A 25873-nucleotide genomic window follows, 5' to 3' on the forward strand; every position below is an offset into this window, starting at 1 on the left:
AGTAATGGCTAATAATTTAAATGTAGAATATCTAAAAGGTAAAGTCATCGATTTGGACAAGATGCTGCCGGAAGTTCGGGTATTTGCTCCTGCAACTGTTGCGAATATGATCTGTGGTTTTGATATACTGGGTTTTGCTGTGGAGCAACCTGGAGATGAAGTTATCATGCGGCGAAAGCAGCAACCCGGAGTCACCATAAAAGAGATCACAGGAGATGATGGTAGGCTCCCGCTCGAGCCAAGTAAAAACACCGTGTCTGCTTGTGTTCAGTATCTGTTGCAAGCGTTAAATATTGCGTCGAAAGTCGGTGTCGAAATTGAATTGCACAAGCACATGCCAATCGGATCGGGTTTGGGCTCCAGTGCGGCGAGTACGGTGGCAGGACTTTTTGCGATCAATGTTATGCTTGGCAACCCATTAACGAAAGAAGAATTGTTACCGTTCTGTGTCGAGGGGGAGCGGTTAGCCTGTGGTACAGGTCATGCCGATAATGTTGCGCCGGCACTTTATGGTGGTATAACGTTAATCAGGGGCAATGAGCCTTTGGATGTTGTTTCTATTCCTTCACCGAAGGAATTAGTGGCAGCAGTGGTGTTTCCACAGGTCGATGTCCCTACACGTGATGCACGACAATTAATCAAAGATAAAGTCTTGCTAAAAGATGCTGTGACGCAATGGGGCAATATTGCCGGATTGGTAGCGGCTTTATTTAAAGAAGATTATGATCTGATTTCCCGGAGCATGAAGGATATTCTTATAGAGCCTACGCGTGCGATATTGATTCCGCAGTTTTATGAAATGAAGGAAATCGCCCTAAAGCATGGAGCTCTGAGCTTTGGTATATCAGGTTCAGGCCCTTCGGTCGTTGCAATGACACGGGATGAGCAGATCGCCCAAAAGATTGCAGACAGCATCCAGGCTCATCTCAAGGAAAATGAAATTGAGAGCTTTGGCTACGTCTCAAAAGTAAATATAGAAGGACCGAGAGTATTAAATTAAAATTTTGCCATACCGTGTTTATAAAAATAGTACATGGAAATGGCGTCTGACTGATCTATGACGACTGTATAATATGGGGAGATCATATTCAGTATAGATGTATATTAAAGTAAATATAAAAAGATGAAGTTTTACAGTACAAATAATAAAGCATTGGCTGTCTCTTTCAAAGATGCCGTATTTAATTCGCTGCCAGTAGATAAAGGTCTATATATGCCCGAACAGATTCCGCAATTGGATCCCTTGTTTATCAAAAATATACAACAATACTCTCTACAGGAAATTGCGTTGGAAGTCGCTTCAACACTTTTGGGCAATGATATTCCCAAATCGGATTTAAAGAAAATCATCGATGAAGCGATTAATTTTGAAGCACCCGTAAAATTCCTGACCGATAGTACGGCTGTACTGGAGCTATTTCATGGACCTTCTTATGCTTTTAAGGATTTTGGAGCTCGATTTATGAGCCGTATTATGGGATACTTTTCTCAAGCTGATGATAAATTGTTGGATGTACTCGTCGCAACTTCAGGCGATACTGGAGGAGCTGTGGCATTAGGTTTCTTGGGAGTAGAGGGGACTCGTGTGACCATATTATATCCCAAGGGCAAAGTTTCCGAGGTACAAGAGCTACAGTTGACAACAAACGGGCAAAATATACGCGCCCTTGAGGTCGATGGTACATTTGATGACTGTCAGGCGCTCGTGAAACTGGCGTTTAATGATGAAGAGCTCAATCAAACATTGCGACTGACATCTGCCAATTCAATCAATATTGCCCGATTGATCCCGCAAACCTTTTACTATTTTTATGCTTATGCCCAACTGAAATCCCAAGGTATCAATGAAGTCGTATTTACCGTGCCAAGTGGTAATTTTGGAAATATTGGCGCAGGTTTGTTAGCTTACAAAATGGGGCTTCCTGTCAAACATTTTGTGGCAGCGACAAATGTCAACGATACAGTGCCACGATTCCTTTCTTCAGGACAATACGAACCCAAACCTTCTGTCCAGACGTTGAGTAACGCCATGGATGTTGGAAACCCAAGCAATTGGGTGCGGATTCAGGATCTTTTTGCAGGTAATCTGGCAGAGTTAAAAGCTATGCTCTCTTCTTATACCTTTACTGACGAAGAAACAAAAGCTGGGATGGAAAAGCTCGTTCAAGAAACAAATTATATTGCCTGCCCTCATACGGCTATTGCTTGGTTGGGTGCGAAGGCTTACGCGAGCGAATTTCCCGGAAATTATGCTTCGGTATTCTTATCGACTGCACATCCTTGTAAATTTCCGGATGCGATAGATACAGATGTGTTCGCAAAAATTGTATTGCCGAACGGTGCAGAAGCGTTGCAGGGAAAAGAAAAATTAGCGGAACCTTTGGCGGTCAACTTCGAAGCGTTCAAAAGATATCTAATCAACCATAACTAAACTTGGAGGGCTCCATTAGGAGCCCTTTTTTATGCCAAGATAGTTGTCTATGTAATTCTTTAATTCGAGCTTTTTGCTTTTATCGGAAATAAGCTCATAGAGTAGAACCGGCTCGTATCTTCCAAAGCTAATAAAATCACCATTTTCTTCTGTTAACGTATTTAACCATGCACTGACATCAATGGTATTCTTGGTTGGATGAAAATCGAATACTCGAAGATCTCCACCTAGGACAAATGCTGAAATTTTCCAATCTTTTGCAACTTTATTCTCGAGTATGGTCTTTTTCTGCAGGTATTTGATCAATTTTGCTGATGCTCCTTTGGAACAGCTAATTATAATGTGTGTCCCATATTTTTTTACGATATCGGTCGGAGTATTGTTATTGACAAAGTTGATAAATTCTTGAAGCTGAAATACTGGTTTTTTAGCGCTAAACTCATAAGTTCCATAGGAAAAATTTTCAGCATAATAATGTGAAAGCTGAATATCCTCGCTCGATTCTGGAATGTTTGTGAGTATTTCTGTTTCGGTCGTACCGAATTTCTCTGCGGTGAAGCCGAAATACAGTTCCAGCTCGCGTAATAATTGATCTTTTGACATATTTTCTCTGACTTTCCCACCACCGGTTGACCCAAATTGTCTATAAATTTCGGTAGATTGACTTAGTTTTTTTGTGTCGAGGATTTTTGCACGCAGGCCTTTATTGACAAAAAGTAGGTTCTCTTTTGCATCATAACCATAGCCGACCATAAAATATGGTTCAGCTTTAATTTCTTGACTGACTTTCATTTCTATTTTCTCAAATGAAGTCGAATTGACAACCTCAAGATCTTCCTCATTTTTAATTGTGGGTTCAGGATCAGATTTTTTGCAATAAAATATAATAGCGATAATTGCTGTAGTTAAAAAAAACATGTTTTAAATTCATTTTGTAAATATACAAGAATATTTCTTTCAGAATACTTTTTTATTACACTAAAGAATCTAAGTTTTACAATTAATAAGTTAATTTTGCAGTAATGAAATCAGTTTATTTGAATAAGGGTAAAGATAAGGCTGCTTGGCAATTGCATCCTTGGGTATTTTCGGGAGCAATTAAATCATTGTCCGATAAGATAGAAGATGGCGAAGTTGTTGGTGTATACAATGCGGAGCGTGAGTTTATTGCATACGGATTGTTTCACAATAGCTCCCGGGTAGCGATTCGTTTATTGGAATGGAATCCACAAGCTCAGATTGATGCGGATTGGTGGCGCAGCCGTATTCAAAAGGCGGTGATAGCTAGACAACATTTGCTGCAGGAAGGCATTACCAATACCGTTCGTTTGATTTTTGCCGAGGCAGACTTTCTTCCTGGATTAATCGTGGATAAATATGCTGATTTTATTTCTATTCAGATTCATTCTGTGGGAGTAGAAAAAGTTAAAGATATCGTTATTTCGGAGCTAAATACGCTGTTAAATCCTACTGGAATCTATGAACGCAGTGATCTGAAATCTCGTGAACATGAGGGCTTACCTGATACCAATGGTCTTTTGTCGGGGGCGATGCCGCCTGAATTTGTAGACGTCATCGAAAATGGTCTTCATTATAAAGTAAATATTATTGACGGTCAAAAGTCAGGATTTTACTGTGACCAGCGGGAAAATAGATTGTTGACCGCACAATATGTTGCTGATAAACGTGTATTGGATTGTTTCTGCTATTCTGGTGGGTTCACGTTGAACAGCTTAAAAGCTGGAGCAAGTCAAGTCGTGTCGGTGGATAGTTCATCATTGGCCATTGAAACGCTGGAAAAAAATGTCGTCGAAAACGGATTTGAGCCAAACCGGCATAAAGCAATATTGTCAGACGTCAATAAGCAATTGCGCAAATTTATAGATGAAGGGGAAAAATTTGATTTGATCGTTCTGGATCCACCTAAATATGCGCCTTCGCGATCGGCTTTGGAGCGTGCCTCACGTGCTTATAAAGATTTAAACCGTCGGGGTTTAATGCTGTTGAATAGCGGTGGATTATTAGCCACTTTCTCTTGTTCCGGCGCAATGGATATGGATACATTTAAGCAGGTGCTTGCCTGGGCAGCCTTGGATGCAGGCAAAGAAATACAATTTATTCGACAATTCCATCAGCCTGAGGACCATCCTGTACGGGCTTCCTTTCCTGAAGGTGAATACCTCAAAGGATTGTTGGTACGCATAATATAGATAAATGCAGATATACAGGGTTGATTTGATAAATCGACCTTTTTAATTTAAGCGAAATCATGATCAAAGAAAAAGAAACCAGACCTATTTTTTCTATTTTGTTTGCCGTGAGCATGGTGCACCTGCTGAATGACCTTATTCAGGCTGTAATTCCTGCTACCTACCCTTTATTAAAAGAAGAGCACCACCTGAGTTTTTCACAGGTAGGGATGATTACACTGGTGTATCAGATTGCTGCGTCAATTTTTCAACCTGTTGTAGGCTCTTTTACTGATAAGCGTCCGGTGCCATACTCACAGATTATCGGTATGTCCTTTTCCCTTGTGGGCATGTTGCTGTTTTCCCAAGCGCATACTTATGCATGGATCTTGTTTTCCGTTTTCCTGGTAGGTATCGGTTCCTCGATCTTCCATCCTGAATCTTCGCGCGTAGCCTATATGGCTTCGGGCGGTAGAAGGAGTATGGCGCAATCTATATTTCAGATAGGCGGAAATGCAGGTACAGCTTTGGCACCTATTATCGTTGCTTTTCTGGTATTACCTCGCGGTCAGCAGGCCATTGCCTGGATGTGTTTATTTACAATTGTTGGTCAGTTTATCTCCTACTATATTGGTACTTGGTATAAACGTAGGCTTGCAAATGTTTCCAGAACGACAAAAAGAATTATTCGTGTACCGGATCTACCCAATTCACGTATTGTTACTACCGTTTTTATTCTATTGTTATTAATCGTGTCAAAGTATTTCTACATCGCCAGTATTACAAACTATTTCCAGTTTTACACCATGAAAAAATTTGGGATTAATGAAGTTGAAGCACAGGTATATCTGTTTTATTTTCTGATAGCTGTTGCGGTTGGTACGTTGCTGGGTGGAGCGTTCGGGGATCGTTTTGGACGGAAGTATGTGATTTGGTTCTCGGTTTTAGGCGTGGCCCCCTTTGCATTGGCTTTACCCTATGTTGGTCTCACGATGACTGGAATACTGATTGTCATTATCGGATTGATATTATCTTCAGCCTTTCCGGCCATTATTGTCTATGCGCAGGAATTATTGCCTAAAAAGCTAGGAATGGTTTCAGGGCTATTTTATGGTTTTGCATTCGGCATGGGCGGGATAGGATCTGCCGTTCTCGGTTGGCAGGCGGATCATACCTCCATCGGGTTTATTTATCACCTGTGTTCATATTTACCCTTGATAGGCATCGTTGCTTATTTTCTTCCGGATTTACAAAAGACGCCTTATAAAGAGATTTAGCATGCGATTTATTAATAAATGGGAGGGCGGATATTGTCAAAATATCCACCCTCTCGTTTTTTTATTTGATGCAATCCATCCATGCTGCGGCCATCATTTGTGCTCCCGCTAGCGTAGGGTGTACACCATCCGCTGCCCAATAGGCACCTGGAGCTGTCTTTTGTGCGTTATCAAAGATTTTCTGATAGGGAAGGAGTATCGCATTGAATTCTTTTGCGATTTCACGTGCACTCTCCTGATAGGCTAGAAATTTAGGATACCAGGCATCTGTGATATGGCCAACCCCTTTTACGGCAAAAGGTTCTCCAATAATCAGTTTGACATTCGGAAGTTTCTGCAAGGTTTCCTGCAACAATTGTTGGTATTGGGATTTATATTCTTCAACAGTTGTTTTGGCTCCGCGGTCTATGGTTCGCCAGAAATCATTTACACCGATTAAGATACTTAATACGGTTGGTTTGATTGCTAAAGTATCCTCAGCCCAGCGTTTTTGAAGGTCGGGAACACGATTGCCACTGATTCCGGTATTGTAAATTTTTAGATTCTTTGCGGCATATTTATTCAATAGTTCGCTTGCGGCCAATAAAGCATAACCGCGACCCAAGGCGTTGGTGTCATTGGCTTTTCTGTTATCCCTATCGCGGCCCACATCCGTAATGGAGTCACCCTGAAATAGGATGACGTCTCCATCATTCAAACTTATTTTTGAAGATTTGAAGCTTTCTCCATAGGCGTAAGCTTCGTTGCCCAATAAATTAGCACCGGTCAAAAGACCGGCACCAATTATGCTTTTTTTGATAAATGATCTGCGGTTTGTGCTCATTATTAGGTTTTTGTTATGCTTTAAAGTTACATACTTTTAGCATATTTTTCCAAACCTTTTACAATGATGTTACAGGCTTTTTCTATTTCAGCTTCGGTAATGGTTAACGGTGGGGCTACACGAAGTGCCGTTTCACAATGAAGGTACCAGTCGATCATCACTCCCTGTTCAGCACAATACTTACTCACACTATAGACTTGCTCAAAGCTGTCCAATTGTAAGCACATCATAAGTCCCAGCCCACGGATTTCTTTGATTGCCGGATGACTGAGTTTTTCCCGAAAGAAATTGGCTTTATAAGCCACTTGTTCTACCAGCTTCTCTGATTTAATTACAGCAAGCGATGCACGTGCCGCGGCGCAACTTACAGGATGGCCTCCGAAGGTCGTAATATGGCCCAACATGGGGTTGTCTTTGATGACGTCCATCACCTCTTTGGCGGCAACGAAAGCACCCAAAGGCATGCCTCCTCCAATGCCTTTCGCCAACATGAGGATATCCGGCACTATACCAAAATGCTCAAACGCAAATAACTTGCCCGTGCGGCCAAAGCCTGTCTGGATTTCATCAAATATGAGCAGTGTGCCTGTCTCATCGCAACGTTTTTTTACAGCTTGTATATAGGCTATATCAGGAACTCTGACACCGGCTTCTCCTTGAATGGCTTCTAGGATGACGGCAGCAGTTTTATCTGTAATATTCGCTAAATCCTCGGGATCATTAAATGTAATAAAGTCTATTTCCGGAAGGAGTGGGGCATAAGCCTGACGGTATTCATCATTCCCGATAAGGCTAAGGGCACCTTGTGTACTACCATGATAAGCCTTCTTGGCTGCGATAATTTGCCTTCGTCCGGTATACTTCTTCGCTATTTTCATAGACCCTTCTACAGCTTCTGCACCACTGTTGGTCAGGTATACCGATTGAAAATTTGGAGGTAATTCCGCCAATAACTCTGTTGCAAACTGGACTTGTGGCGCTTGTATAAATTCACCATAGACCGTGACATGCAGATATTGGTCGAGTTGAGCCTTTATTGCCTCGAGCACTTTGGGGTGGCGATGCCCGATATTACTCACATTAAATCCGGAGACAAGATCCATATATTCTTCTCCATTGGGGCCATATAGGTAAACACCTTCGGCTTTAACCACTTCAATCAATCTAGGTGAGCTAGAGGTCTGAGCGGTGTTCATTAAAAATAATTCTCTGTTGCTTAACATGATTTTACAAATGTCCGAAAATAAAAAAGAAGTCTTTAAGACTTCTTTTTTATTTTCGGGATTACCTTCCTCTATTTTTTAAAGATTTATAGAGATGTTCCCTGAACTCCTGCTCTACTTCAAAGAATTGCGATGCTCGGGCATTGCCTATTACTTTGGCAAATTTTGCACGGTACTCTTTCTTTATCTGTACCTCTTTGGCATCATACTGTAATACATCCCTCGATCCACCTCTAAAACTGTTTTTAGGAGCACCATTTAATTTTTCTTTCCGGATATCCCATAATGTTTGGCTATATTCATTATAGAGCGGAAAAAATTGCTGTGCTTCTTTCGGAGTCAAATCTAGTTCTTTAGTGATGTAAGCTATTTTTTCATTTTCAATAGCTTGGAAACGATTTTTGTCTTGTGCAAAGCCCAAGGCAATAGAAAATATACTAAAGAACAATGTTATCCATATGTATTTTTTGTTGAACATCATTATAAGGTATAGTTTAGATAATCTTCTATCTCTTGTTTAGATATATTAGTGCCAAATCCTTTTGTCGGAAGATTTGTTTCATCCGTATATTGGGACATATATATAATGTCATCTCCTGAAGCAGAAGCAGAAAGATAATTAATAATTTCCTGCTTTGGTATTTCAGATAAATGTTGACTCAACTGTTCTTCGGCTAATTTATCTTGCTCTTGAGTAAAAGCATTTTGTTGCTGGTATTGGTATCCCCAATACCCCCCAAGGGCTAACATAGCTGTGAACGATGCTGCTACGGTATATCTAGCATACCATTTTTTTTGTTTCCCTAAGTGACGGATAGGCGTTGAATCTCTTTCTTGTTCAGCTTCCTGAATAGCTCCAATAATCTTATCTGAAAGATTATCAAAATAATGAGAGGGAATATCAAAACCTGCTGCAGGAATGGCATCTTTTAATTTTTCTTCAGTAACACGGGCTAAAATACTTGCTTCAAGATCTGAATAATAATTTACAGGAACAGCAAAGCCTTCTGTTGAAACAATATCCTTTAATTCTGCTTCCGCAATGTCTGTAGTGATATTTTGCTCAAGCGTTTGAAAATAACCTGTTGGCACTGTAAATCCATCCGATTGGATTTTTTCTTTTAAGTTTTCTTCTGAAATTCGATGAAAGATATCTTCTGTTAATATCCCAGCATATTGTTCAGGAATAGTAAAGCCCTCCAAAGCGACCTTGTTTTTGAGGGAATCCTCCGCTATTTTGCTCAGCACGAGATCTGGGAGTGAATCAAAGTATCCTTCAGGAACCTCAAATACAGATTCATCCTTGCATTCCATCCACTTGACTTGCCCTATTATTTTAGATTCTAAATCACTGAAATAATTTTCAGGCAAGGCAAAAGGATTTTTACGCAATGATTCTGGAAGATGATTAAACTCCAGCCCATCATGATATGTGCTATTTTCCTTCATAGTATCTATTAGAGCCTATTTGCGCTAAAAGGTTTAATCGTGGTTGTTAAAAAAAGACTCTATTTTTTTTACGGCCAAATGATAGGAAGCTTTTAATGCTCCAACACTTGTACCCAGTACTTCAGAAATTTCCTCATACTTCATATCTTCAAAATATTTCATGTTGAAAACCAATTTCTGTTTCTCGGGCAATGTCAATAAAGCCTGTTGCAATTTCATTTGCGCTTTGTCGCCATTAAAGTAATTGCCATCAGCAAGTGTTTCTGCTAAATAAGCAGTCGTGTCGTCGTCCAACGACACGTTCTGCTTTTGCTTTTTTTTATTTAAGAATGTAATACATTCATTTGTAGCGATCCGATATAGCCAGGTATACAATTGTGAATCTTCACGGAAGTTTCCAAGGTTCTTCCATACTTTGACGAAAATATCCTGCACCACATCATCTGCATCGTCATGATCGATGACCATTCTTCGCACATGCCAATAAATCTTTTGTTGATATTTTTTCAACAATAAACGGAAAGCTTCTTCTCGCGTACTTTCTTCAGCGAATTTTGCTATAATTAAAGCGTCATCCATATATTGACCTGTGTAGTTTTCTTATTTTCTATTGATTGCCTTTTGAGCAGCAGCAACAATAGCGTCAGCGTTTAAACCATATTTCTCCATAAGTTGTGCTGGAGTACCGGATTCTCCAAAGCTGTCATTTACGGCTACATACTCTTGTGGGCTAGGTAATTCTTTTGCTAATACCTGTGCAACGCTATCGCCCAATCCGCCTAGACGGTTGTGTTCTTCAGCAGTCACGACACATTTTGTTTTTGCAACAGATTTCAAGATCGCTTCCTCATCCAACGGTTTGATGGTATGGATATTGATGATCTCGGCACTGATACCCAATTCAGCCAATTTTTCACCTGCTTGAATGGCTTCCCATACCAAGTGGCCTGTAGCGATAATGGTTACATCTGTACCTTCATTTAATAAGATTGCTTTTCCGATGACAAATTCCTGGTCCGCAGGTGTGAAATTAGGAACTACCGGACGGCCAAAACGTAAATAAACCGGACCTTCAAATTTTGCTGCCGCAATAGTAGCCGCTTTTGTTTGATTGAAGTCACAAGGGTTAATTACAGTCATTCCGGGTAACATTTTCATTAATCCAATGTCTTCCAAAATTTGGTGTGTTGCACCATCTTCACCTAAGGTTAATCCCGCATGGGAAGCGGCAATTTTTACATTCTTACCTGAATATGCAATAGATTGACGGATTTGGTCATAAACGCGACCTGTAGAGAAGTTGGCAAATGTACCTGTGAAAGGAACTTTACCACCAATAGTAAGTCCAGCAGCGATACCCATCATGTTTGCCTCAGCAATACCGATTTGGAAAAAGCGCTCTGGGAATTCTTTGATAAAATCGTTCATTTTCAATGATCCGATCAAATCAGCACATAATGCTACCACATTTTCGTTTTGTTTTCCAGCTTCCAATAAGCCAGCTCCAAAACCTGAACGTGTATCTTTTGACTCTGTGTAAGTATATTTTTTCATTTCTAGTAATCTCCTAAAGTTTCAGTAAGTTGATTCAATGCCGACGCCAATTGTTCGTCATTTGGAGCAACACCGTGCCATTTATGAGAACCCATCATGAAATCAACACCTTTTCCCATCTCTGTGTGCAATAAGATAACAACAGGTTTACCTTTTCCAGTACGTGATTTTGCTTCTTCTAAGCCAGCAACTACCGAAGCCATATCGTTTCCTTTAGTCACTTCCATCACATCCCAGCCAAAAGCTTCCCATTTAGCACGAAGATCGCCTAATGACAGTACCTGATCTGTAGATCCATCGATCTGTGCATTATTGTAATCAACTGTAGCAATCAAGTTGTCAATTTTGTTGTGCGGTGCATACATTGCAGCTTCCCAAACTTGGCCTTCCTGCAATTCACCATCCCCCATTAATACATAAACTAGATTATTGTCTTTATTCAATCTTTTTGCCTGTGCAGCTCCAATAGCAACAGATAGTCCCTGACCCAAAGATCCCGACGCAATACGGATGCCCGGAAGGCCTTCGTGTGTCGTTGGGTGACCTTGAAGTCTAGAATTGATTTTTCTGAATGTTGCCAGTTCGTTTACTTCAAAATACCCCGCACGTGCCAATGTACTGTAAAATACAGGTGAAATGTGTCCGTTTGACAAGAAGAATAAATCTTCACCTTTTCCGTCCATATCAAAGGAAGGATTACGTTTCATTGCATTGAAATAAAGCGCCACAAAGTAATCTGTACAACCTAATGAACCACCTGGGTGTCCTGATTGACAAGCGTGTACCATACGTACGATATCACGTCTTACTTGTGATGCAATTTGTTCTAGTTTGTTAATATCTGCACTCATTTTTTTTGTTGGTTTCACAATTGGTCGTAAAGTTAACTATTTTTAAGCTAGATGCTTGTTAAAAAGTGAATTTCTTTATTTTGATAAGCCTGCAGCCTGTGAACTGCCTCCATTTTAACTTTTGACTTTTTAATGTTGACTTTTTTGTACCTTGCTTTTAATTATAAGACCCACAATTTTCAAGATAATGTCCAATCATTTTAAACGCTTCTTGCTTGTTGCTGCATTTTCTGCATTACAATTCTATTCTTTCGCTCAGAATAGAGCCATTTATCATAAAGATTGGATCGACTTCAATAAAAATGGTAAAAAGGATGTCTATGAGGATTCCAAACAATCCATAGCGAGTCGTGTGGATGATTTATTGAGCCAGATGACAGCCCATGAAAAGGCTAATCAAACCGTTACCCTTTATGGGTATGGACGAGTTTTGAAGGATGAACAGCCTGCTGCCACCTGGGACAATGAAATATGGAAGCATGGATTGGCTAATATTGATGAAATGTTAAACAGCTTAGCCTATAATAGGTCAGCAAAAAGTCTCTTTTCTTATCCCTTCAGTCGCCATGCTGTCGCGTTGAATAATGTGCAAAAGTGGTTTATTGAACATACCCGCCTGGGAATCCCTGTTGATTTTACGAATGAAGGAATACATGGTCTAAACCATGATCGGGCGACACCATTACCTGCTCCGATCAATATCGGAAGTACCTGGAATACCAAATTGGTGAGAACCGCTGGTGAGATTGTCGGAAGAGAAGCGAAATACTTAGGCTATACCAATGTTTATACGCCTATCCTCGATGTTTCGCGCGATCCACGATGGGGGCGCGTTGTGGAAACTTATGGTGAAAATCCCTTTCATATTGCAGAAATGGGCAAGCAGGCTGTATTGGGTGTTCAGCAAAATGGTATTGCGTCAACGTTGAAACACTACGCCGTTTATTCTGTTCCCAAAGGAGGACGCGATGGAAATGCGCGGACAGATCCGCATGTCGGTTTTCGTGAAATGCATGAACTCCATTTATATCCTTTTAAAAGAGTGGTTAAAGAGGCCAAACCGCTTGGGATCATGAGCAGTTACAATGACTATGATGGTGTACCGGTCTCGTCAAGTAAATATTTTCTGCAAGATTTATTGCGGAAGGATTATGGATTTGAAGGTTATATTGTTTCCGATAGCGAAGCGCTCGAATTTATCAGCAGTAAACATCATGTAGCCAGAGATTATAAAGAGGCGATCCGCCAGGCTTTGGAAGGCGGACTTAATGTCCGGACGAATTTTGATCCACCAAGTACATACCTGACTCCCTTGATGGAACTTATCAACGAAGGTGGGCTCGACATGAACGTATTGAATCAACGTGTTCGGGAGGTGCTGACGGTTAAGTTTAAACTGGGACTATTTGATCATCCGCTTATCGATAATACCGGTTTAGCTGATCAGAAAGTCCATACCCAAGCCGATGAAAATATTTCTCTGCAGATGAACAGAGAATCCATTGTTCTGCTAAAAAATGAACAGCATCTCCTCCCTATTGATATCAATAAATACAAGCGGATTTTGGTCACAGGCCCCATGGCCGAGGCAACAAATTACACGACAAGTCGCTATGGTCCATCAAATAATCCAATAACAACTATTAAGGATGGTATTATAGCATATGCCAAGGACAAAGCACTGCAGGTAAACTATACGGTAGGAGTGGATGTTGTCGATAAAAACTGGCCTGAAAGTGAAATTATCCCAACAGACCTATCTAAAGAGGAAATCCAAAGTATGACCACTGGTGTCCGGCTTGGGCAGGAGTCAGATTTAATTATTGCCGTCATGGGCGAATCAGAACGTGAAGTTGGTGAAAGCCGGTCTCGCTCAGATCTCAATCTACCTGGTAAACAGCGTGATTATTTGATGAAGTTAAAAGAGACCGGAAAGCCTATCATTCTGATACTCGTAAATGGAAGACCGTTGTCCATTAATTGGGAAAATAAATACTTGCCAGCCATTGTGGAGAGCTGGTTTCTCAGTGGCCAATCTGGACGTGTTGTGGCAGATATGATATTTGGCGAGTATAATCCAAGCGGAAAGCTTCCGATTTCTTTTCCCAAATCTGTTGGACAGATTGAAATGAATTTCCCGACCAAACCCGCGGCACAGGCGGGGCAACCTGGTGTGGGGCCCAATGGCTGGGGAAATAGTCGGGTTGTTGGATTCCTTTATCCTTTCGGTTATGGTTTAAGTTATACCGATTTTCAATTTTCAAATTTGCGGCTGAATAAAAAGCAAATACGACCAACGGATTCGTTGACTGTTACGGTGGATGTACAAAATATTGGAAAAAGAAAGGGAGCGGAGGTCGTTCAACTATATGTCAAAGATGTGGTTTCTTCAGTTACAGCTTACGAGATGGATCTTCGTGGTTTCGAAAAAATCGAATTGAATCCCGGCGAGAAAAAGTCTGTCCAGTTTTCAATTTTACCAGCACATCTCGAGTTGTTGGATCAATACAACAAGTGGACTGTAGAGCCTGGGAGATTTGAAATCTTTATCGGAAATTCATCCGCTAACCTGCCGTTGAAAGATTCTTTTGATGTCGTCAACTAGTGATGTAATTGTGCTTGCATCAATAGAGGTATCAAAACGCGCTAAAAAGAAAAAGGATCCAGTAGATGTGCCGGATCCTTTTTCTATTTCATTGGTTCGCATGAGTCCTACATTGCTTCTGCAACGACTTCCGTCACACCTGGAACCATCCGTTTTAATAAACCTTCGATACCAGCTTTTAACGTGATCGTCGATGAAGGGCAACCACTACAGGATCCCTTTAATTCAACGGTTACGATACCTTCGTTGAAGGATTTGTAATGAATGGCACCGCCATCCTGTTCAACGGCTGGTCGTACATAATCATGTAATACCTGTTGTATTTTTACTTCTGTTTCTGTGCCTTCAAAGTTTACTTCTGAATCATGATGCACAACTTTTACTGCAAGCTCAGATTCAACAGCACCTTTTACAAAGTCTTTCAATAAGGCTTCAATATCTTCCCATTCCGCATCTTCTGTTTTGGTAATGGTCACAAAATTGCTTGCGAAGAATACACCGTTTACAAAATTGAATTTGAACAACTCCTGTGCGAAAGGTGAATCTTGTGCAGCTTCTTTATTTGGAAAATCCACACTACCGTTGATCAATAATTTATTGACCAAAAACTTCATGGTTGAAGGATTGGGAGTAGATTCTGTATATACGTTGATAGTAGCCATTTAAGTTTTATTTTTATTCCAAACAAAGATATATCAAAAGAAGCGTTGTTAAGGTCATCTATAAGTCAAAGCTTATAAAGTGACACCAGTGTAATTAGAAGGGCTGATTGCTTTTAATTCCGCTTTTACCTCTTCAGATACATTGAGATTGTCCACAAAGGATGCAATGGTCTCTTTGGTCACCTGTGTATTGGTGCGTGTTAGATCTTTCAGTGCTTCATATGGTTTTGGATAGCCTTCCCTGCGCAAGATCGTTTGTAACGCTTCGGCAACAACAGCCCAATTATTTTCAAGATCATTCGCTAAGGCCTGTTCATTCAATATTAATTTGCGTAAACCTCTCAATGTCGATTTTACTGCAATTAAGGTATGTGCAAATGGAACACCGATATTACGTAACACAGTTGAATCTGTTAAGTCCCTTTGAAGACGTGAAATCGGTAATTTGGCCGCTAAATGTTCAAATATAGCATTTGCGATGCCTAAATTTCCTTCTGCATTTTCAAAGTCGATTGGATTGACTTTGTGCGGCATTGCAGAAGAGCCAATTTGACCAGCAGTGATTTTTTGCTTAAAATATTCCATGGAGATATAAGTCCATATATCACGGCATAGATCAATGACAATATTATTGATTCGTTTTAATGCGTCACAGCTAGCGGCAAAATTGTCATAGTGCTCAATTTGGGTCGTGGTTTGTGAACGATCCAGTCCTAAGATTTTATTGACAAAGTTATTGCCGAATTCAATCCAGTTGGTTTCTGGATAAGCTACATGATGAGCATTGAAATTACCCGTTGCCCCACCAAACTTTGCTGAATACGGTACGGTATGTAAAAGCTGTAACTGACGCTCTATACGTTCGACAAAAACATACAATTCTTTACCTAAGCGAGTTGGAGATGCGGGTTGTCCGTGGGTACGGGCGAGCATGGGAATGTCGGACCAAGAGGTTGCCAAAGACCTTAATTCATGGAGCAATTCATCAATGACCGGTGTATAACTTTCTTTGATAGCCTCTTTCCAGGAAAGTGGAATGGCCGTGTTGTTGATATCCTGAGATGTTAAGCCAAAGTGGATAAATTCAAGATAATCCTGCAACCCTAGTTTTTCAAATTGATCTTTTAAAAAATATTCAACAGCTTTAACATCATGATTGGTAACTTTTTCGGTATTCTTGATCCATATTGCATCTTCTTCCGAAAAATTTCGATAGATATCTCTTAATTTTTCGTTCAACGTTTTATCGAAATGTTGCAACTGAACGATTCCTGATTCGCTTAATGCTATAAAATATTCGACTTCGATGCGCACTCGATATTTTATTAAGGCAAATTCAGAGAAAAAAGCTGCAAGCTCATTGGTGTTATTGTAATAGCGTCCGTCAATAGGCGTAACTGCTGTTAAGGATGATAAAGCCATAGATTGAATGATTTTTGGCAAAGGTAAAAAAATGCTTGGAGCTTAGCAATTTAATTGGGATAGATATAAAAAAAGCCTCCGTTAACGGGAGGCTTTTTATGCTGTTGAAATTCTGTTTCAAAGAATTAATGAGCAGCTTTAGTTGAGTCAACAGCAGTTTTAGCTGAGTCAACAGCAGTTTTAGCTGAATCAACAGCAGTATTAGCTGAATCTAAAGCAGTGTTAGCTGAGTCTAAAGCAGTGTTAGCTGAATCAGTAGCTGCGTCAGTTTTTTTACCAGTTTCACCACATGAAGCGAAGGCTACAGTTAAAGCCAATCCTAAGAAACCTAATTTGAATGCGTTTTTCATTTTATTAAAATTAAAAGTAATTTCTAAATCTTGTTATTTAAGACTTGATACCTGTAAATGAAAAAGGTAACCCTACTCTTCAATATTTTTTTAAAAAAAGAGGCTTCTCTTGCGAAAAGCCTCTCCGAATACGTTATTCAGTTTCTAAAATTATTATTTAGTAGCAGCTGAATCAACTTTAGCAGTAGCTGAATCAACTTTAGCAGTAGCTGAATCTACAGTAGTTTTAGCTGAATCTAATGTGTTAGCAGCAGAGTCAACTAAAGCAGATGCTGAATCAGCAGCACCTTCAGCTTTTTTCTCAGTGTTGTTACAAGATGCGAAAGCTACAGTTAAAGCTAAACCTAAGAAACCGAATTTTAATGCGTTTTTCATTTTCTAATTTTCTAATTTAAATTGAAATATTTTCTTTTTCATTTGTTAATACACCGAACCCAAAAAGGTAACCCTTCAAAAAAATATATTTTCTTAAAAATATATAACTATTTGGTAATTAATGGTTTATTTATATAGGGTAATCTTCAAATTAGTCCTTTTAACTGATCTAATGGGCGAGAAATTAAAAAAAAGCCCAAACGAATGGATCGATATTCTTGTTTGGAGAGTTATTAGGGTAGGGGTAGGGGTAGGGGTAGGGATAGGAGAGCAGTTTGTTACTCGCTGACCGTTTGCACAAACAATTTTCAATTATTTTTATTAATTTATGAAGAAACGCTCTAAAAAGAATGACGATCATGTTTGATAAAGTTAAGAATATAATGGATTTGGCAAAATCAATAGACTTTGGCAAATTGGAGGAAATCTCGAAAAAGGTAGATCTAGGCGCTGTGATGGATGCGGTCTCGAAAATGGACGATAAACAGCTCCATGGTTTAATGAAAATGCTGAATGCCGGTAATCAGAAAAAAGAATTACCCCCTATCAATGGAGATTTCTACGATATGGATAGCAAATTAAATGGATCAGACCGCGAACTTCAACTAAAGGTACGTGAGTTTATGGAGGTGGAGGTAAAGCCTATTGTCAATAAATATTGGTTAAGGGACGAATTTCCTTTTGAAATTGTACCAAAACTAGCAGCCTTAAATATCTGCGGGTATACCTATGAAGGATATGGATGTATGGGCGGAAGTTCGCTGATGGAAGGCATTATTGCGGCGGAGATTGCTCGGGTAGACGCTTCAGTCGCTACTTTTTTTGGCGTACAGAGTGGTTTAGCCATGGGGTCGATTTATATCTGTGGATCGGAGGAACAAAAACAAGAGTGGCTGCCAAGAATGCAAAAGATGGAAGTAATTGGTGCTTTTGGTCTTACCGAACCGGAAGTTGGTTCTGGAGTCGCGGGCGGTTTGACAACAACTTGTAAGAAGACCGAGGAGGGATGGGTGTTGAATGGTCAGAAGAAATGGATTGGAAATTCAACCTTTTCTGATATCACGATTGTCTGGGCAAGAGATCTGGATGATGGCGAGGTGAAAGGTTTTATTATCCGTAAAGATAATCCTGGGTTCTCAGTTGAAAAGATCAAAGATAAAATGGCTTTGCGGATTGTGCAAAATGGATTGATTACATTAGACAACTGTATCATCCCCGAAACAGATCGTTTGCAAAATGCCAATTCTTTTAAAGATACGGGCAAAGTACTCCAGATGACGCGCGCGGGGGTGGCATGGATGGCTGTGGGCTGCGCACGCGGAGCCTATGAAAATGCTTTAGATTATACACGCAAAAGAAAACAGTTCGGCAAGCCTATTGCGTCTTTTCAGTTGATCCAAAATCATTTGGTCGAAATGCTTTCTAACCTTACAGCTATGCAAACGCTCGTCTTTAGGCTTTCTGAACTCCAGGACGCAGGACAGCTGCGGGATGAACATGCTTCACTAGCTAAGGTCTTTTGTTCATTGCGTACGAGAGATATTGTATCTAAGGCGAGGGAAGTCATGGGGGGGAATGGCATTTTATTGGAATATAATGTCGCCAGATTTCTTGCTGATGCGGAGGCGATATACTCATATGAAGGGACCAAAGAAATCAATTCATTGATCGTCGGAAGAAGTATTACCGGATTTAGTGCCTTTGTATAATACCGTTTTCTAGACCTAATTGTTGTGGTAGGTGCCAGATAAAATAACGAAGGCTTGAGTTATCTCAAGCCTTCGTTATTTTATTTTCGATGAAACCTCATCATAGCAATATCACCCATGATAAAAGTCAATGTATTTTCACTGACATCGTAGCTGTTTACTTTTTCTAATATAGAAAAGAAAGTCGCTTCGCCGCTACCCTCGCAAGCCATTTTTGTAGACATGATCGGTCCAAAACTTATTTGATGTCCATTTGTCTTAAATGTAGCGTTGTAATTATTACAACTGCTATTTCCATTTATTTTTCCGTCTACAGTGTTGAATGTCATCGTTGGTTTACGATTCGGATATAATCCCTCAAAAGCGATACGTGGTCCGGAAATGTAATCGAGTTCCCAGGTTCCGCTTAAATTTTGCTTTTCCTCCAATAATTTAAATTTTGCCAAGGGAGCCATTCTTGCTTTATTTAAACTGAGGATACCATTGTTGATGGTATAGTTGTCTGCGGTGATCAACGCTTTGGATAATCCTTGCTCGATTGACATGTCTGGGCAGGCCATCATCGTTGACATTCCCTGTGCGAATTTGATTTTTCCATCGGTAGAAAAAGTAAGTTCACCACCTATGCCGTTACAACCACCGCTGGCGCTGTATCTTTTCTCTTCCAATTTTAGGAAAGGGACTTTGCCATTGACCTGGTCGGCGACAGCTTTCCCTCCGATTTCTATTAATTGCCATTTTTTTCCAATAAGAAGGGCCGATGTATTGTCCGTGTTTTGTTTGTCTGAATTCTTTTTCGATACTGCGCAACTTGTAAGCGCAAGAACAGCCATCATCAATACCACAATGTTTCTAAATCTCATCTTTTAAATTTTTATATAAAACATTATTTCTAACGTTTGGTTTGGCAAAGCGCTACAAAAGGTGCTTAACAAAATAAGGCTTCCCATGGGGAAGCCTTATTTATCAGCCATGTAAATTGTACTATTTATTTTTGTTTTGTTGCGCTTGTTGCTGAGCACGCATCATTTCTTCCATTTTAGCTTGGAAGCTAGACTTCTTTTCAGCTTTTGGATTCTTTTTATTTTCCTCCAGTTTAGCTAAGATTTTATCGTCATTTACCATTGAACGGATTACTAACTGGGTCAAGAATGTAAATAATGCACTTAAAAAATAGTAATAGTTCAAACCAGCAGGGAAGCTATTCAAGACAAAGAAGAAAATCAAAGGCATAATATAACCCATGTATTTCATTTGACCAGTTGCGCCCGAAGTCGCATTATTATACCAAGTGGTCAATAATGTTGTCAGGGTCATCAAGATACACATCAAAGAGATGTGATTGAATGATCCAAAAATAGGTGCAAATGTAAATAAGGTATCATAGGTTGACATATCCTTCATAAACAAAAAGCTTTGTCCTCTCAGTTCAAATAAATTTGGAAAGAAATAGAAGAAAGCAATTGTAAATGGCATTTGTAGCACAAGAGGCAGACAGCCTCCGAGTGGATTCACGCCAACTTGTTTATACAATTTCATTTGCTCCTGTTGCATCAACATTTGATTGTCTTCACCGACTTTGGCTTTGATTTCATCCAACTGCGGTTTTAATACCCGCATTTTAGCCATAGATACGTATGACTTGTAAGTCATTGGCGAAAGAACCAGTTTTAACAATAATGTAAGTAATAGGATGACAATACCGTAGCTCATATGAAAACCATCCAAGAAATTAAATGCAGGCACGGTAATCCATTGATTGATCCAGCGCATAGGCCCCCAGCCCATGTTGATAATGGATTGGTAATCATTTCCTTCTGCTTTTAATACATTGTATTGATTTGGCCCAAAAAAGAAGTTCAATGAATAATTATTGTCTTTATGGTTGTCAAAAGCCAATTCAGCATTTGTATTGTAAAATTTTACGACATCGCCTTCCGTCGCATGTTTTACATCGATTTTCGCGTTAACGAATCCATCTTTTGCATTGAGGATATTGGAGAAATAATGTTGCTTAAAAGCAATCCATTGAACTTTCTTTTCCAGTGCTTCATCATCATCCTTCGATTCTGATAAATGGTCTACTTTATTATCTTCTTGATAATAAAGGGTAGATTTTTGTCTTTCAGATTCAATATTCTGTTCTTTTTGTCTAAGAACTGTACTCCAGTTCAATGTCAATGTTTTTTGACTCTGTGGGATCAGGTTTTGAATACCTTTTGTATTGACATCAAGAGCTACATTGTAACCTTTTCCGGCAATAGAATATACATACTCAATATATTGATCGGCACTGTAATTCAGTTTGAATTTTACTGATTGTTTTCCTTCACCGGAAACCTGGATATCCGAAGATTCTGTCGTAAAGAATAAATCGTTTGTCGAGACGTTCTGTCCTGCTGCATTGAAGAGGAAACCAAACTTATTATCTTCACCGTCAAAAAGCATCAAAGGTTTTCCATTGAAATTCTTTTCACCTTTGAGTTCGACTGATCTCACTTTACCACCTTTTGTACTGATTTTGGCAATGATGGCATCATTTTCAAGTGTAATGATTTTTTCAGTTCCAAATTTTGATGCACCAAAAGGTTTTTTTAGTTCAGCTGAATCTGCAATCGCTGCTGTTTGCGCTGTTTTAGCATTTGCGGTAGAGTCATTTGAAGCAGGAAGTCCTTTAGTGGCCTTTGCTTTAGCCTCTTGTCGCGCTTGTTCTTGTTTGATTTCTGATTCTGAAGGCTTCATCAGGTAAAAAGAACCAGTGATGATGGCAAACATCAGAACCAAACCAATTAGGGTATTTCTATCCATTTTTAATAATTAAACTTAATTAATTTTATCCTTCTAATACTACTTTGATTTCTTGTTGGCCAAAGCAGCGGCTACAAAGCTAACAAAAAGTGGGTGAGGATTTGCAACAGTTGACTTTAATTCTGGGTGAAATTGTCCGGCAACGAAAAAAGGATGGTTTTTCAATTCGACAATTTCGACTAATCCAGTCTCCGGGTTGAAGCCTGAAGCGATCATTCCTGCTGCCTCATATTGTTTTAAATAGTCATTGTTAAATTCATAACGGTGACGGTGTCTTTCGGAAATTTTTGTTTTTCCATAGATCGTAAAGGCTTTTGTTCCTTTTTTAATTTCACAATCGTAGGCGCCCAAACGCATTGTTCCCCCCATATTGGTAATATTTTTCTGCTCTTCCATCAGGTTAATGACCGGATTGCTCGTGTTGGCATCCATTTCAAAACTATTGGCATCCTTCAATCCCAATACGTTTCTTCCAAATTCGATAACCGAACATTGCATACCCAGACAAATACCAAAGAATGGAATGTTATTTTCACGTACATATTTGATTGCGTTTAATTTGCCGTCCAGGCCACGTTCGCCAAAGCCTGGAGCAACCAATACGCCGTCCATACCTTTTAGCTTTTCAGCGACGTTTTCTTTTGTAACACTTTCGGCAGCGATATAACTCACCTTTACTTTACATTCGTTTGTTGCGCCAGCATGGATAAATCCTTCGGTAATGGACTTATAGGCGTCCGGAAGCTCCACATATTTTCCGACCAGCGCAATATTAACCTCGCTTGTTGGGTTTTTGAGCTTGCCTAAGAAATTTTTCCAGTTTTCTAGATCCGGTTCGTTTTTATTGGAAAGTTTTAGCTTTGTTAAGGCTGTTTTATCCAGATTTTCTTTTAACATTAATAAAGGAACATCATAGATGGTCGAAGCATCAATGGATTCCACGACAGCATTGATGTTAACATTACAGAACTGTGCTAATTTTTTGCGGATTTCCTGAGATAATTTGTGTTCTGTACGGCATACCAAGATATCTGGTTGTACGCCATATTCCAATAATGTTTTGACGGAGTGCTGTGTTGGTTTGGTTTTAAGTTCACCGGCTGCGGCTAAATATGGGACCAAAGTTAGGTGAATAACCAAAGAATTATTCGCTCCCAGTTCCCAGCGTAGTTGTCTTACAGCTTCAACGAATGGAAGGGATTCGATATCCCCTACAGTTCCACCAAGTTCAGTGATAATGATATCATATTCACCAGATTCACCCAATAGCTGCATGCGGCGTTTGATCTCATCGGTGATATGTGGGATGACTTGAACAGTTTTTCCTAAATATGCCCCTTCACGTTCTTGTTGGATGACGTGTTGGTAGATACGACCTGTTGTTACATTATTCGCTTGTGAGGTAGGGACGTTTAAGAAGCGCTCATAATGGCCAAGGTCAAGGTCAGTTTCGGCTCCATCTTCAGTAACATAACATTCACCATGCTCATAAGGATTCAATGTTCCCGGGTCAATGTTGATGTAAGGGTCGAATTTTTGAATGGTCACTTTGTAGCCACGTGCCTGGAGAAGTTTAGCAAGGGAGGCTGCAATAATACCTTTCCCTAACGACGAAGTAACGCCGCCCGTAACAAAAATATATTTAGTCATAACAATTAAAGGATTTTCAATTTTATGTGGTCAAAATGACCAATAATAGTTGCTTTATGTACGGGATACAAAGATAGCAATTTTTTATTCAATATTATAATTGAAAGGTTCACTGAATAAATAAATTAAAAATAGATGTTGCCCTGGTTATCGATTGTAGCCTTTAAATTGGGCTGCGATTTCGACTTAATCTCAACACGATAGAACTTGTTGGCATTGGAAAAGACAAGTTGATAGTGCTTACAGATATTAATTATTTCAGGGTATAATTTGCTCAATTCATCAAGAGATGTTGCAAAGCGCTTATTCACATTTCCGTAAATTTGTTGCAGATAAAAAATATTCCAGACAGTCTTTTCTAATGCCAAAAATTGTTCATCTACGAATTGTTGGTCATCTTGATCCACAAATTTGATATGTCCCCATCGTTCGGGATAATGCATGTTAATCAGACCAATGGGCGACCATACCCAGTTTTCTTCCGCAAGTGGCTTACCTGTATTGTCCTTTCTTTTGCTATAACCTTTCTCATGGATATCATAGTGCCATTGTACGCGGGAAAAATTTATCTTCCACATTTCATTTGCCTTGATTTGATTCCCCTCGCCAAAATACTTTAGGCTTTTGACCGGAATTTTCATTTCGACAGTCCAAAAATTATCGATATCGGTCGGGTTATTTATTGTTCCAGCATGATAAACAGCACTTTGGATATCTTTGGTGTCCCAGTTTAGGTTAGCTTTCCCACCGAAACGATAAGGTTTGGTCATGAGGAGATCCATGATCGTGTTCAGCGCATTGACTTCAATTTCAATATATTCAGGAGATTGCAGATTAGGTTTCAGAAATACCTCAAAGTCATTGTCATGATAGATTATCGTGTCTTTCTGTCTGAGGTAACCCTTGATGTGAGTTTCTTCCAACTTAGCAAACAGATAGAGATTTTCGTTATCCCAGAGCATTTTGACACGAGTTTCTAGCTCAGGTTTTGGTTTACTGTTTCCTTCTATATCTTTGAATGGATTTGTCCATGCTGCCTTTGCCCAAGATATTTCGTCATCTTTACCGTCAATTTCGATCGCAGTCTGAGCTTTTTGGACAAAGTAAATCTCTGGCTTGGACTGTAATTGGAGAAAATCACCTACATTTCGCTGTGCAAAAATGGTTGTCGTCTGTAAAGTAAGAGCTAATATAAAAAAAACAGTTTTCATCAAGATATTGTATGTCTATTAGTCACCAAGAAATTTATGTAAGCGCTTAATGGGGCTGTCTTTATAAAATCCTAAAATTTCCATTGATTTCTATGTATGGAAGATTGGTGGTGCTAAAAGTAAGTAAAATGTTTTAGCTAAGCAAAGAAGGGTAATTCTTTTTAAGAGATCAGATTAGATTGTCTTAATTTTATTACATGGGGTCCTATATTGCTCTCTAAGTGGTAGGGGGATCGGAGTAGATTGTCCCGGGTAGGAAGATGGTTGATATGGTAGAAATAAAAAAAGGCTTTGAATTTCATCAAAGCCTTTTTTTATGCTGTGGTAGTCGTAATTAGATTCTTTTTGATTTAATACGAGCAGCTTTACCGGTAAGGCCACGTAAATAGAATAATTTAGCGCGACGAACTTTACCATAGCTGTTTACTACAATTTTTTCAATGTTTGGTGAGTTTACAGGGAAAATACGTTCAACACCTACACCGTTTGAGATTTTACGAACGGTAAAAGTAGCGTTAGCACCTTCGCTGTTTAATTGGATTACTACACCTTGGTACACCTGAACACGCTCTTTATTTCCTTCGCGAATTTTATAATGAACGCTGATGGTATCTCCGGCTTTGAAAGCGGGAATTTCATTTCTTACTACCGCTTGTTCTTCTACAAATTTTACTAAATCCATGATTTCGAGTAATTATTAACGATTTATATCCTGTAAAAATCGGAATGCAATATTACGACTTATTTTTTGAATATGAAAATACTTTTTAAAAAAAGTGTCGACTGTTATTCAAATCGGACGCAAAGATATGAAAATGAAATGGATAATCTAATGTTATTTTGAATATTCCTTTATATGATTATTTGGCCGTGTTTTTAGGCCTGAAAATGGCTCTTATAGAAGCTGCTGATAAAAATATTGGTCAATCAATCAGTGATTTAGTGTAAAAAATGAATTAAGGTATTGACAAATTCAAAAATTGATTCGATATTTGTGCCACACAAAACAAAGGTGATACCTTTTCGGGGTGTAGCGTAGCCCGGTATCGCGCCACATTTGGGATGTGGAGGTCGTAGGTTCGAATCCTGCCACCCCGACTGAAAAGCTCTAACGAAAGTTAGGGCTTTTTTTGTTTTTATCGTTCCTGTGTATGTTTCTTCTTGGCTCCATTATTGTGTCAATTCAGTTGCCGATAGCAAGCAAAAGAATAGGGGATCGTGGAACGAGATGGATATGACCTATAAATAGCCTTTTACGGGCCAATTTTTTATCACGATTTACCC

At 39.4% G+C, this 25873-nt stretch carries 23 protein-coding genes and 1 tRNA gene; 7 read left to right on the top strand and 17 right to left on the bottom strand.

What is annotated here, in order from left to right; genetic code table 11:
• Nucleotides 1-61: 61 nt before the first annotated feature.
• A complete protein-coding gene (locus D7322_RS26380) occupies nt 62-1000 on the top strand; it encodes a homoserine kinase (protein ID WP_121127202.1) in 939 nt (312 codons plus the stop codon).
• A gap of 123 nt (nt 1001-1123) precedes the next feature.
• A complete protein-coding gene (gene thrC / locus D7322_RS26385; protein ID WP_121127171.1) occupies nt 1124-2431 on the top strand; it encodes a threonine synthase in 1308 nt (435 codons plus the stop codon).
• 15 nt (nt 2432-2446) lie between these two features.
• Here the strand turns inward: thrC and D7322_RS26390 are convergent, their stop codons facing one another.
• Nucleotides 2447-3349: a hypothetical protein gene (locus tag D7322_RS26390; RefSeq protein WP_121127172.1), complete on the bottom strand. Its 903-nt coding sequence runs from the start codon at nt 3347-3349 to the stop codon at nt 2447-2449.
• A gap of 104 nt (nt 3350-3453) precedes the next feature.
• Here D7322_RS26390 and D7322_RS26395 point away from each other — a divergent pair, with 104 nt between their 5' ends.
• Together D7322_RS26395 and D7322_RS26400 are read left to right on the top strand one after the other, a co-directional pair.
• On the top strand, nt 3454-4641 hold the full coding sequence (locus D7322_RS26395) for a class I SAM-dependent rRNA methyltransferase (RefSeq protein ID WP_121127173.1): 1188 nt from the start codon (nt 3454-3456) through the stop codon (nt 4639-4641).
• 59 nt (nt 4642-4700) lie between these two features.
• Nucleotides 4701-5897, top strand: coding sequence for an MFS transporter (locus D7322_RS26400; protein ID WP_183078858.1), 1197 nt, complete (start codon nt 4701-4703; stop codon nt 5895-5897).
• Between the two features lie 61 nt (nt 5898-5958).
• Here D7322_RS26400 and D7322_RS26405 read toward each other — a convergent pair whose 3' ends face one another.
• The 7 genes from D7322_RS26405 to D7322_RS26435 form a co-directional block, all read right to left on the bottom strand.
• A complete protein-coding gene (locus D7322_RS26405; RefSeq protein WP_121127175.1) occupies nt 5959-6720 on the bottom strand; it encodes an SGNH/GDSL hydrolase family protein in 762 nt (253 codons plus the stop codon).
• A gap of 26 nt (nt 6721-6746) precedes the next feature.
• On the bottom strand, nt 6747-7943 hold the full coding sequence (locus D7322_RS26410) for an aspartate aminotransferase family protein (RefSeq protein ID WP_121127176.1): 1197 nt from the start codon (nt 7941-7943) through the stop codon (nt 6747-6749).
• Nucleotides 7944-8004: 61 nt separating this feature from the next.
• On the bottom strand, nt 8005-8424 hold the full coding sequence (locus D7322_RS26415) for a hypothetical protein (RefSeq protein WP_245971482.1): 420 nt from the start codon (nt 8422-8424) through the stop codon (nt 8005-8007).
• Entirely contained in the window at nt 8424-9392 is a 969-nt protein-coding gene (locus D7322_RS26420; RefSeq protein WP_121127177.1) for a hypothetical protein, read from the bottom strand. Before D7322_RS26420 ends, D7322_RS26415 begins: the two co-directional genes overlap by 1 nt.
• Before the next feature lie 33 nt (nt 9393-9425).
• The gene (locus D7322_RS26425; protein ID WP_104385686.1) at nt 9426-9971 is read right to left on the bottom strand and encodes an RNA polymerase sigma factor; all 546 of its coding nucleotides are present in this window, start codon (nt 9969-9971) and stop codon (nt 9426-9428) included.
• 21 nt (nt 9972-9992) lie between these two features.
• Nucleotides 9993-10946, bottom strand: coding sequence for a transketolase family protein (locus D7322_RS26430; RefSeq protein ID WP_121127178.1), 954 nt, complete (start codon nt 10944-10946; stop codon nt 9993-9995).
• 2 nt (nt 10947-10948) lie between these two features.
• A complete protein-coding gene (locus D7322_RS26435; protein ID WP_121127179.1) occupies nt 10949-11797 on the bottom strand; it encodes a transketolase in 849 nt (282 codons plus the stop codon).
• 187 nt (nt 11798-11984) lie between these two features.
• Here D7322_RS26435 and D7322_RS26440 point away from each other — a divergent pair, with 187 nt between their 5' ends.
• Complete coding sequence (locus D7322_RS26440; protein ID WP_121127180.1) at nt 11985-14402, top strand: glycoside hydrolase family 3 N-terminal domain-containing protein; 2418 nt, start codon at nt 11985-11987, stop codon at nt 14400-14402.
• 107 nt (nt 14403-14509) lie between these two features.
• Here D7322_RS26440 and D7322_RS26445 read toward each other — a convergent pair whose 3' ends face one another.
• The 4 genes from D7322_RS26445 to D7322_RS26460 all read right to left on the bottom strand — a co-directional run bounded on the left by D7322_RS26445 (nt 14510) and on the right by D7322_RS26460 (nt 17211).
• On the bottom strand, nt 14510-15064 hold the full coding sequence (locus tag D7322_RS26445; protein ID WP_121127181.1) for a NifU family protein: 555 nt from the start codon (nt 15062-15064) through the stop codon (nt 14510-14512).
• A gap of 72 nt (nt 15065-15136) precedes the next feature.
• Nucleotides 15137-16486, bottom strand: coding sequence for an adenylosuccinate lyase (purB, locus tag D7322_RS26450; protein ID WP_121127182.1), 1350 nt, complete (start codon nt 16484-16486; stop codon nt 15137-15139).
• A gap of 125 nt (nt 16487-16611) precedes the next feature.
• Nucleotides 16612-16836, bottom strand: a complete 225-nt coding sequence (locus D7322_RS26455; RefSeq protein ID WP_108636751.1) for a hypothetical protein — start codon at nt 16834-16836, stop codon at nt 16612-16614.
• Nucleotides 16837-16989: 153 nt separating this feature from the next.
• The gene (locus D7322_RS26460; RefSeq protein WP_121127183.1) at nt 16990-17211 is read right to left on the bottom strand and encodes a PG1828 family lipoprotein; all 222 of its coding nucleotides are present in this window, start codon (nt 17209-17211) and stop codon (nt 16990-16992) included.
• 359 nt (nt 17212-17570) lie between these two features.
• Between D7322_RS26460 and D7322_RS26465 the strand changes: the two genes are divergently transcribed.
• Nucleotides 17571-18920 carry an acyl-CoA dehydrogenase family protein gene (locus tag D7322_RS26465; RefSeq protein WP_394342610.1) on the top strand — a complete coding sequence of 450 codons (1350 nt, stop codon included), beginning with the start codon at nt 17571-17573 and terminating at the stop codon, nt 18918-18920.
• An 80-nt stretch (nt 18921-19000) separates the two neighbouring features.
• On the opposite strand, the gene D7322_RS26470 is transcribed toward D7322_RS26465, so the two are convergent.
• The 5 genes from D7322_RS26470 to rplS form a co-directional block, all read right to left on the bottom strand.
• Entirely contained in the window at nt 19001-19783 is a 783-nt protein-coding gene (locus D7322_RS26470) for an META domain-containing protein (RefSeq protein ID WP_121127185.1), read from the bottom strand.
• A 121-nt stretch (nt 19784-19904) separates the two neighbouring features.
• On the bottom strand, nt 19905-21728 hold the full coding sequence (gene yidC / locus D7322_RS26475; RefSeq protein WP_121127186.1) for a membrane protein insertase YidC: 1824 nt from the start codon (nt 21726-21728) through the stop codon (nt 19905-19907).
• A 39-nt stretch (nt 21729-21767) separates the two neighbouring features.
• Nucleotides 21768-23378 (bottom strand): CTP synthase, encoded by a 1611-nt coding sequence (locus tag D7322_RS26480; protein WP_121127187.1) that lies wholly within the window; start codon nt 23376-23378, stop codon nt 21768-21770.
• 125 nt (nt 23379-23503) lie between these two features.
• Nucleotides 23504-24589: a carbohydrate-binding family 9-like protein gene (locus D7322_RS26485; protein WP_121127188.1), complete on the bottom strand. Its 1086-nt coding sequence runs from the start codon at nt 24587-24589 to the stop codon at nt 23504-23506.
• A gap of 334 nt (nt 24590-24923) precedes the next feature.
• Nucleotides 24924-25271 (bottom strand): 50S ribosomal protein L19, encoded by a 348-nt coding sequence (rplS, locus tag D7322_RS26490; protein ID WP_077437627.1) that lies wholly within the window; start codon nt 25269-25271, stop codon nt 24924-24926.
• 342 nt (nt 25272-25613) lie between these two features.
• On the opposite strand from rplS, the gene D7322_RS26495 reads away from it, so the two are divergent.
• Nucleotides 25614-25687, top strand: a tRNA-Pro gene (locus D7322_RS26495).
• The last annotated feature ends 186 nt before the right edge of the window (nt 25688-25873 follow it).

It is taken from the genome of Sphingobacterium puteale (assembly GCF_003627955.1).
Taxonomy (GTDB): domain Bacteria; phylum Bacteroidota; class Bacteroidia; order Sphingobacteriales; family Sphingobacteriaceae; genus Sphingobacterium; species Sphingobacterium puteale.

Coding starts and splice junctions, on each gene's coding strand:
- D7322_RS26380 (WP_121127202.1), top strand. CDS start 62: ATGCTGCCGGAAGTTCGGGTATTTGCTCCTGCAACTGTTGCGAATATG.
- thrC (WP_121127171.1), top strand. CDS start 1,124: ATGAAGTTTTACAGTACAAATAATAAAGCATTGGCTGTCTCTTTCAAA.
- D7322_RS26390 (WP_121127172.1), bottom strand. CDS start 3,349: ATGTTTTTTTTAACTACAGCAATTATCGCTATTATATTTTATTGCAAA.
- D7322_RS26395 (WP_121127173.1), top strand. CDS start 3,454: ATGAAATCAGTTTATTTGAATAAGGGTAAAGATAAGGCTGCTTGGCAA.
- D7322_RS26400 (WP_183078858.1), top strand. CDS start 4,701: ATGATCAAAGAAAAAGAAACCAGACCTATTTTTTCTATTTTGTTTGCC.
- D7322_RS26405 (WP_121127175.1), bottom strand. CDS start 6,720: ATGAGCACAAACCGCAGATCATTTATCAAAAAAAGCATAATTGGTGCC.
- D7322_RS26410 (WP_121127176.1), bottom strand. CDS start 7,943: ATGTTAAGCAACAGAGAATTATTTTTAATGAACACCGCTCAGACCTCT.
- D7322_RS26415 (WP_245971482.1), bottom strand. CDS start 8,424: ATGATGTTCAACAAAAAATACATATGGATAACATTGTTCTTTAGTATA.
- D7322_RS26420 (WP_121127177.1), bottom strand. CDS start 9,392: ATGAAGGAAAATAGCACATATCATGATGGGCTGGAGTTTAATCATCTT.
- D7322_RS26425 (WP_104385686.1), bottom strand. CDS start 9,971: ATGGATGACGCTTTAATTATAGCAAAATTCGCTGAAGAAAGTACGCGA.
- D7322_RS26430 (WP_121127178.1), bottom strand. CDS start 10,946: ATGAAAAAATATACTTACACAGAGTCAAAAGATACACGTTCAGGTTTT.
- D7322_RS26435 (WP_121127179.1), bottom strand. CDS start 11,797: ATGAGTGCAGATATTAACAAACTAGAACAAATTGCATCACAAGTAAGA.
- D7322_RS26440 (WP_121127180.1), top strand. CDS start 11,985: ATGTCCAATCATTTTAAACGCTTCTTGCTTGTTGCTGCATTTTCTGCA.
- D7322_RS26445 (WP_121127181.1), bottom strand. CDS start 15,064: ATGGCTACTATCAACGTATATACAGAATCTACTCCCAATCCTTCAACC.
- purB (WP_121127182.1), bottom strand. CDS start 16,486: ATGGCTTTATCATCCTTAACAGCAGTTACGCCTATTGACGGACGCTAT.
- D7322_RS26455 (WP_108636751.1), bottom strand. CDS start 16,836: ATGAAAAACGCATTCAAATTAGGTTTCTTAGGATTGGCTTTAACTGTA.
- D7322_RS26460 (WP_121127183.1), bottom strand. CDS start 17,211: ATGAAAAACGCATTAAAATTCGGTTTCTTAGGTTTAGCTTTAACTGTA.
- D7322_RS26465 (WP_394342610.1), top strand. CDS start 17,571: ATGTTTGATAAAGTTAAGAATATAATGGATTTGGCAAAATCAATAGAC.
- D7322_RS26470 (WP_121127185.1), bottom strand. CDS start 19,783: ATGAGATTTAGAAACATTGTGGTATTGATGATGGCTGTTCTTGCGCTT.
- yidC (WP_121127186.1), bottom strand. CDS start 21,728: ATGGATAGAAATACCCTAATTGGTTTGGTTCTGATGTTTGCCATCATC.
- D7322_RS26480 (WP_121127187.1), bottom strand. CDS start 23,378: ATGACTAAATATATTTTTGTTACGGGCGGCGTTACTTCGTCGTTAGGG.
- D7322_RS26485 (WP_121127188.1), bottom strand. CDS start 24,589: ATGAAAACTGTTTTTTTTATATTAGCTCTTACTTTACAGACGACAACC.
- rplS (WP_077437627.1), bottom strand. CDS start 25,271: ATGGATTTAGTAAAATTTGTAGAAGAACAAGCGGTAGTAAGAAATGAA.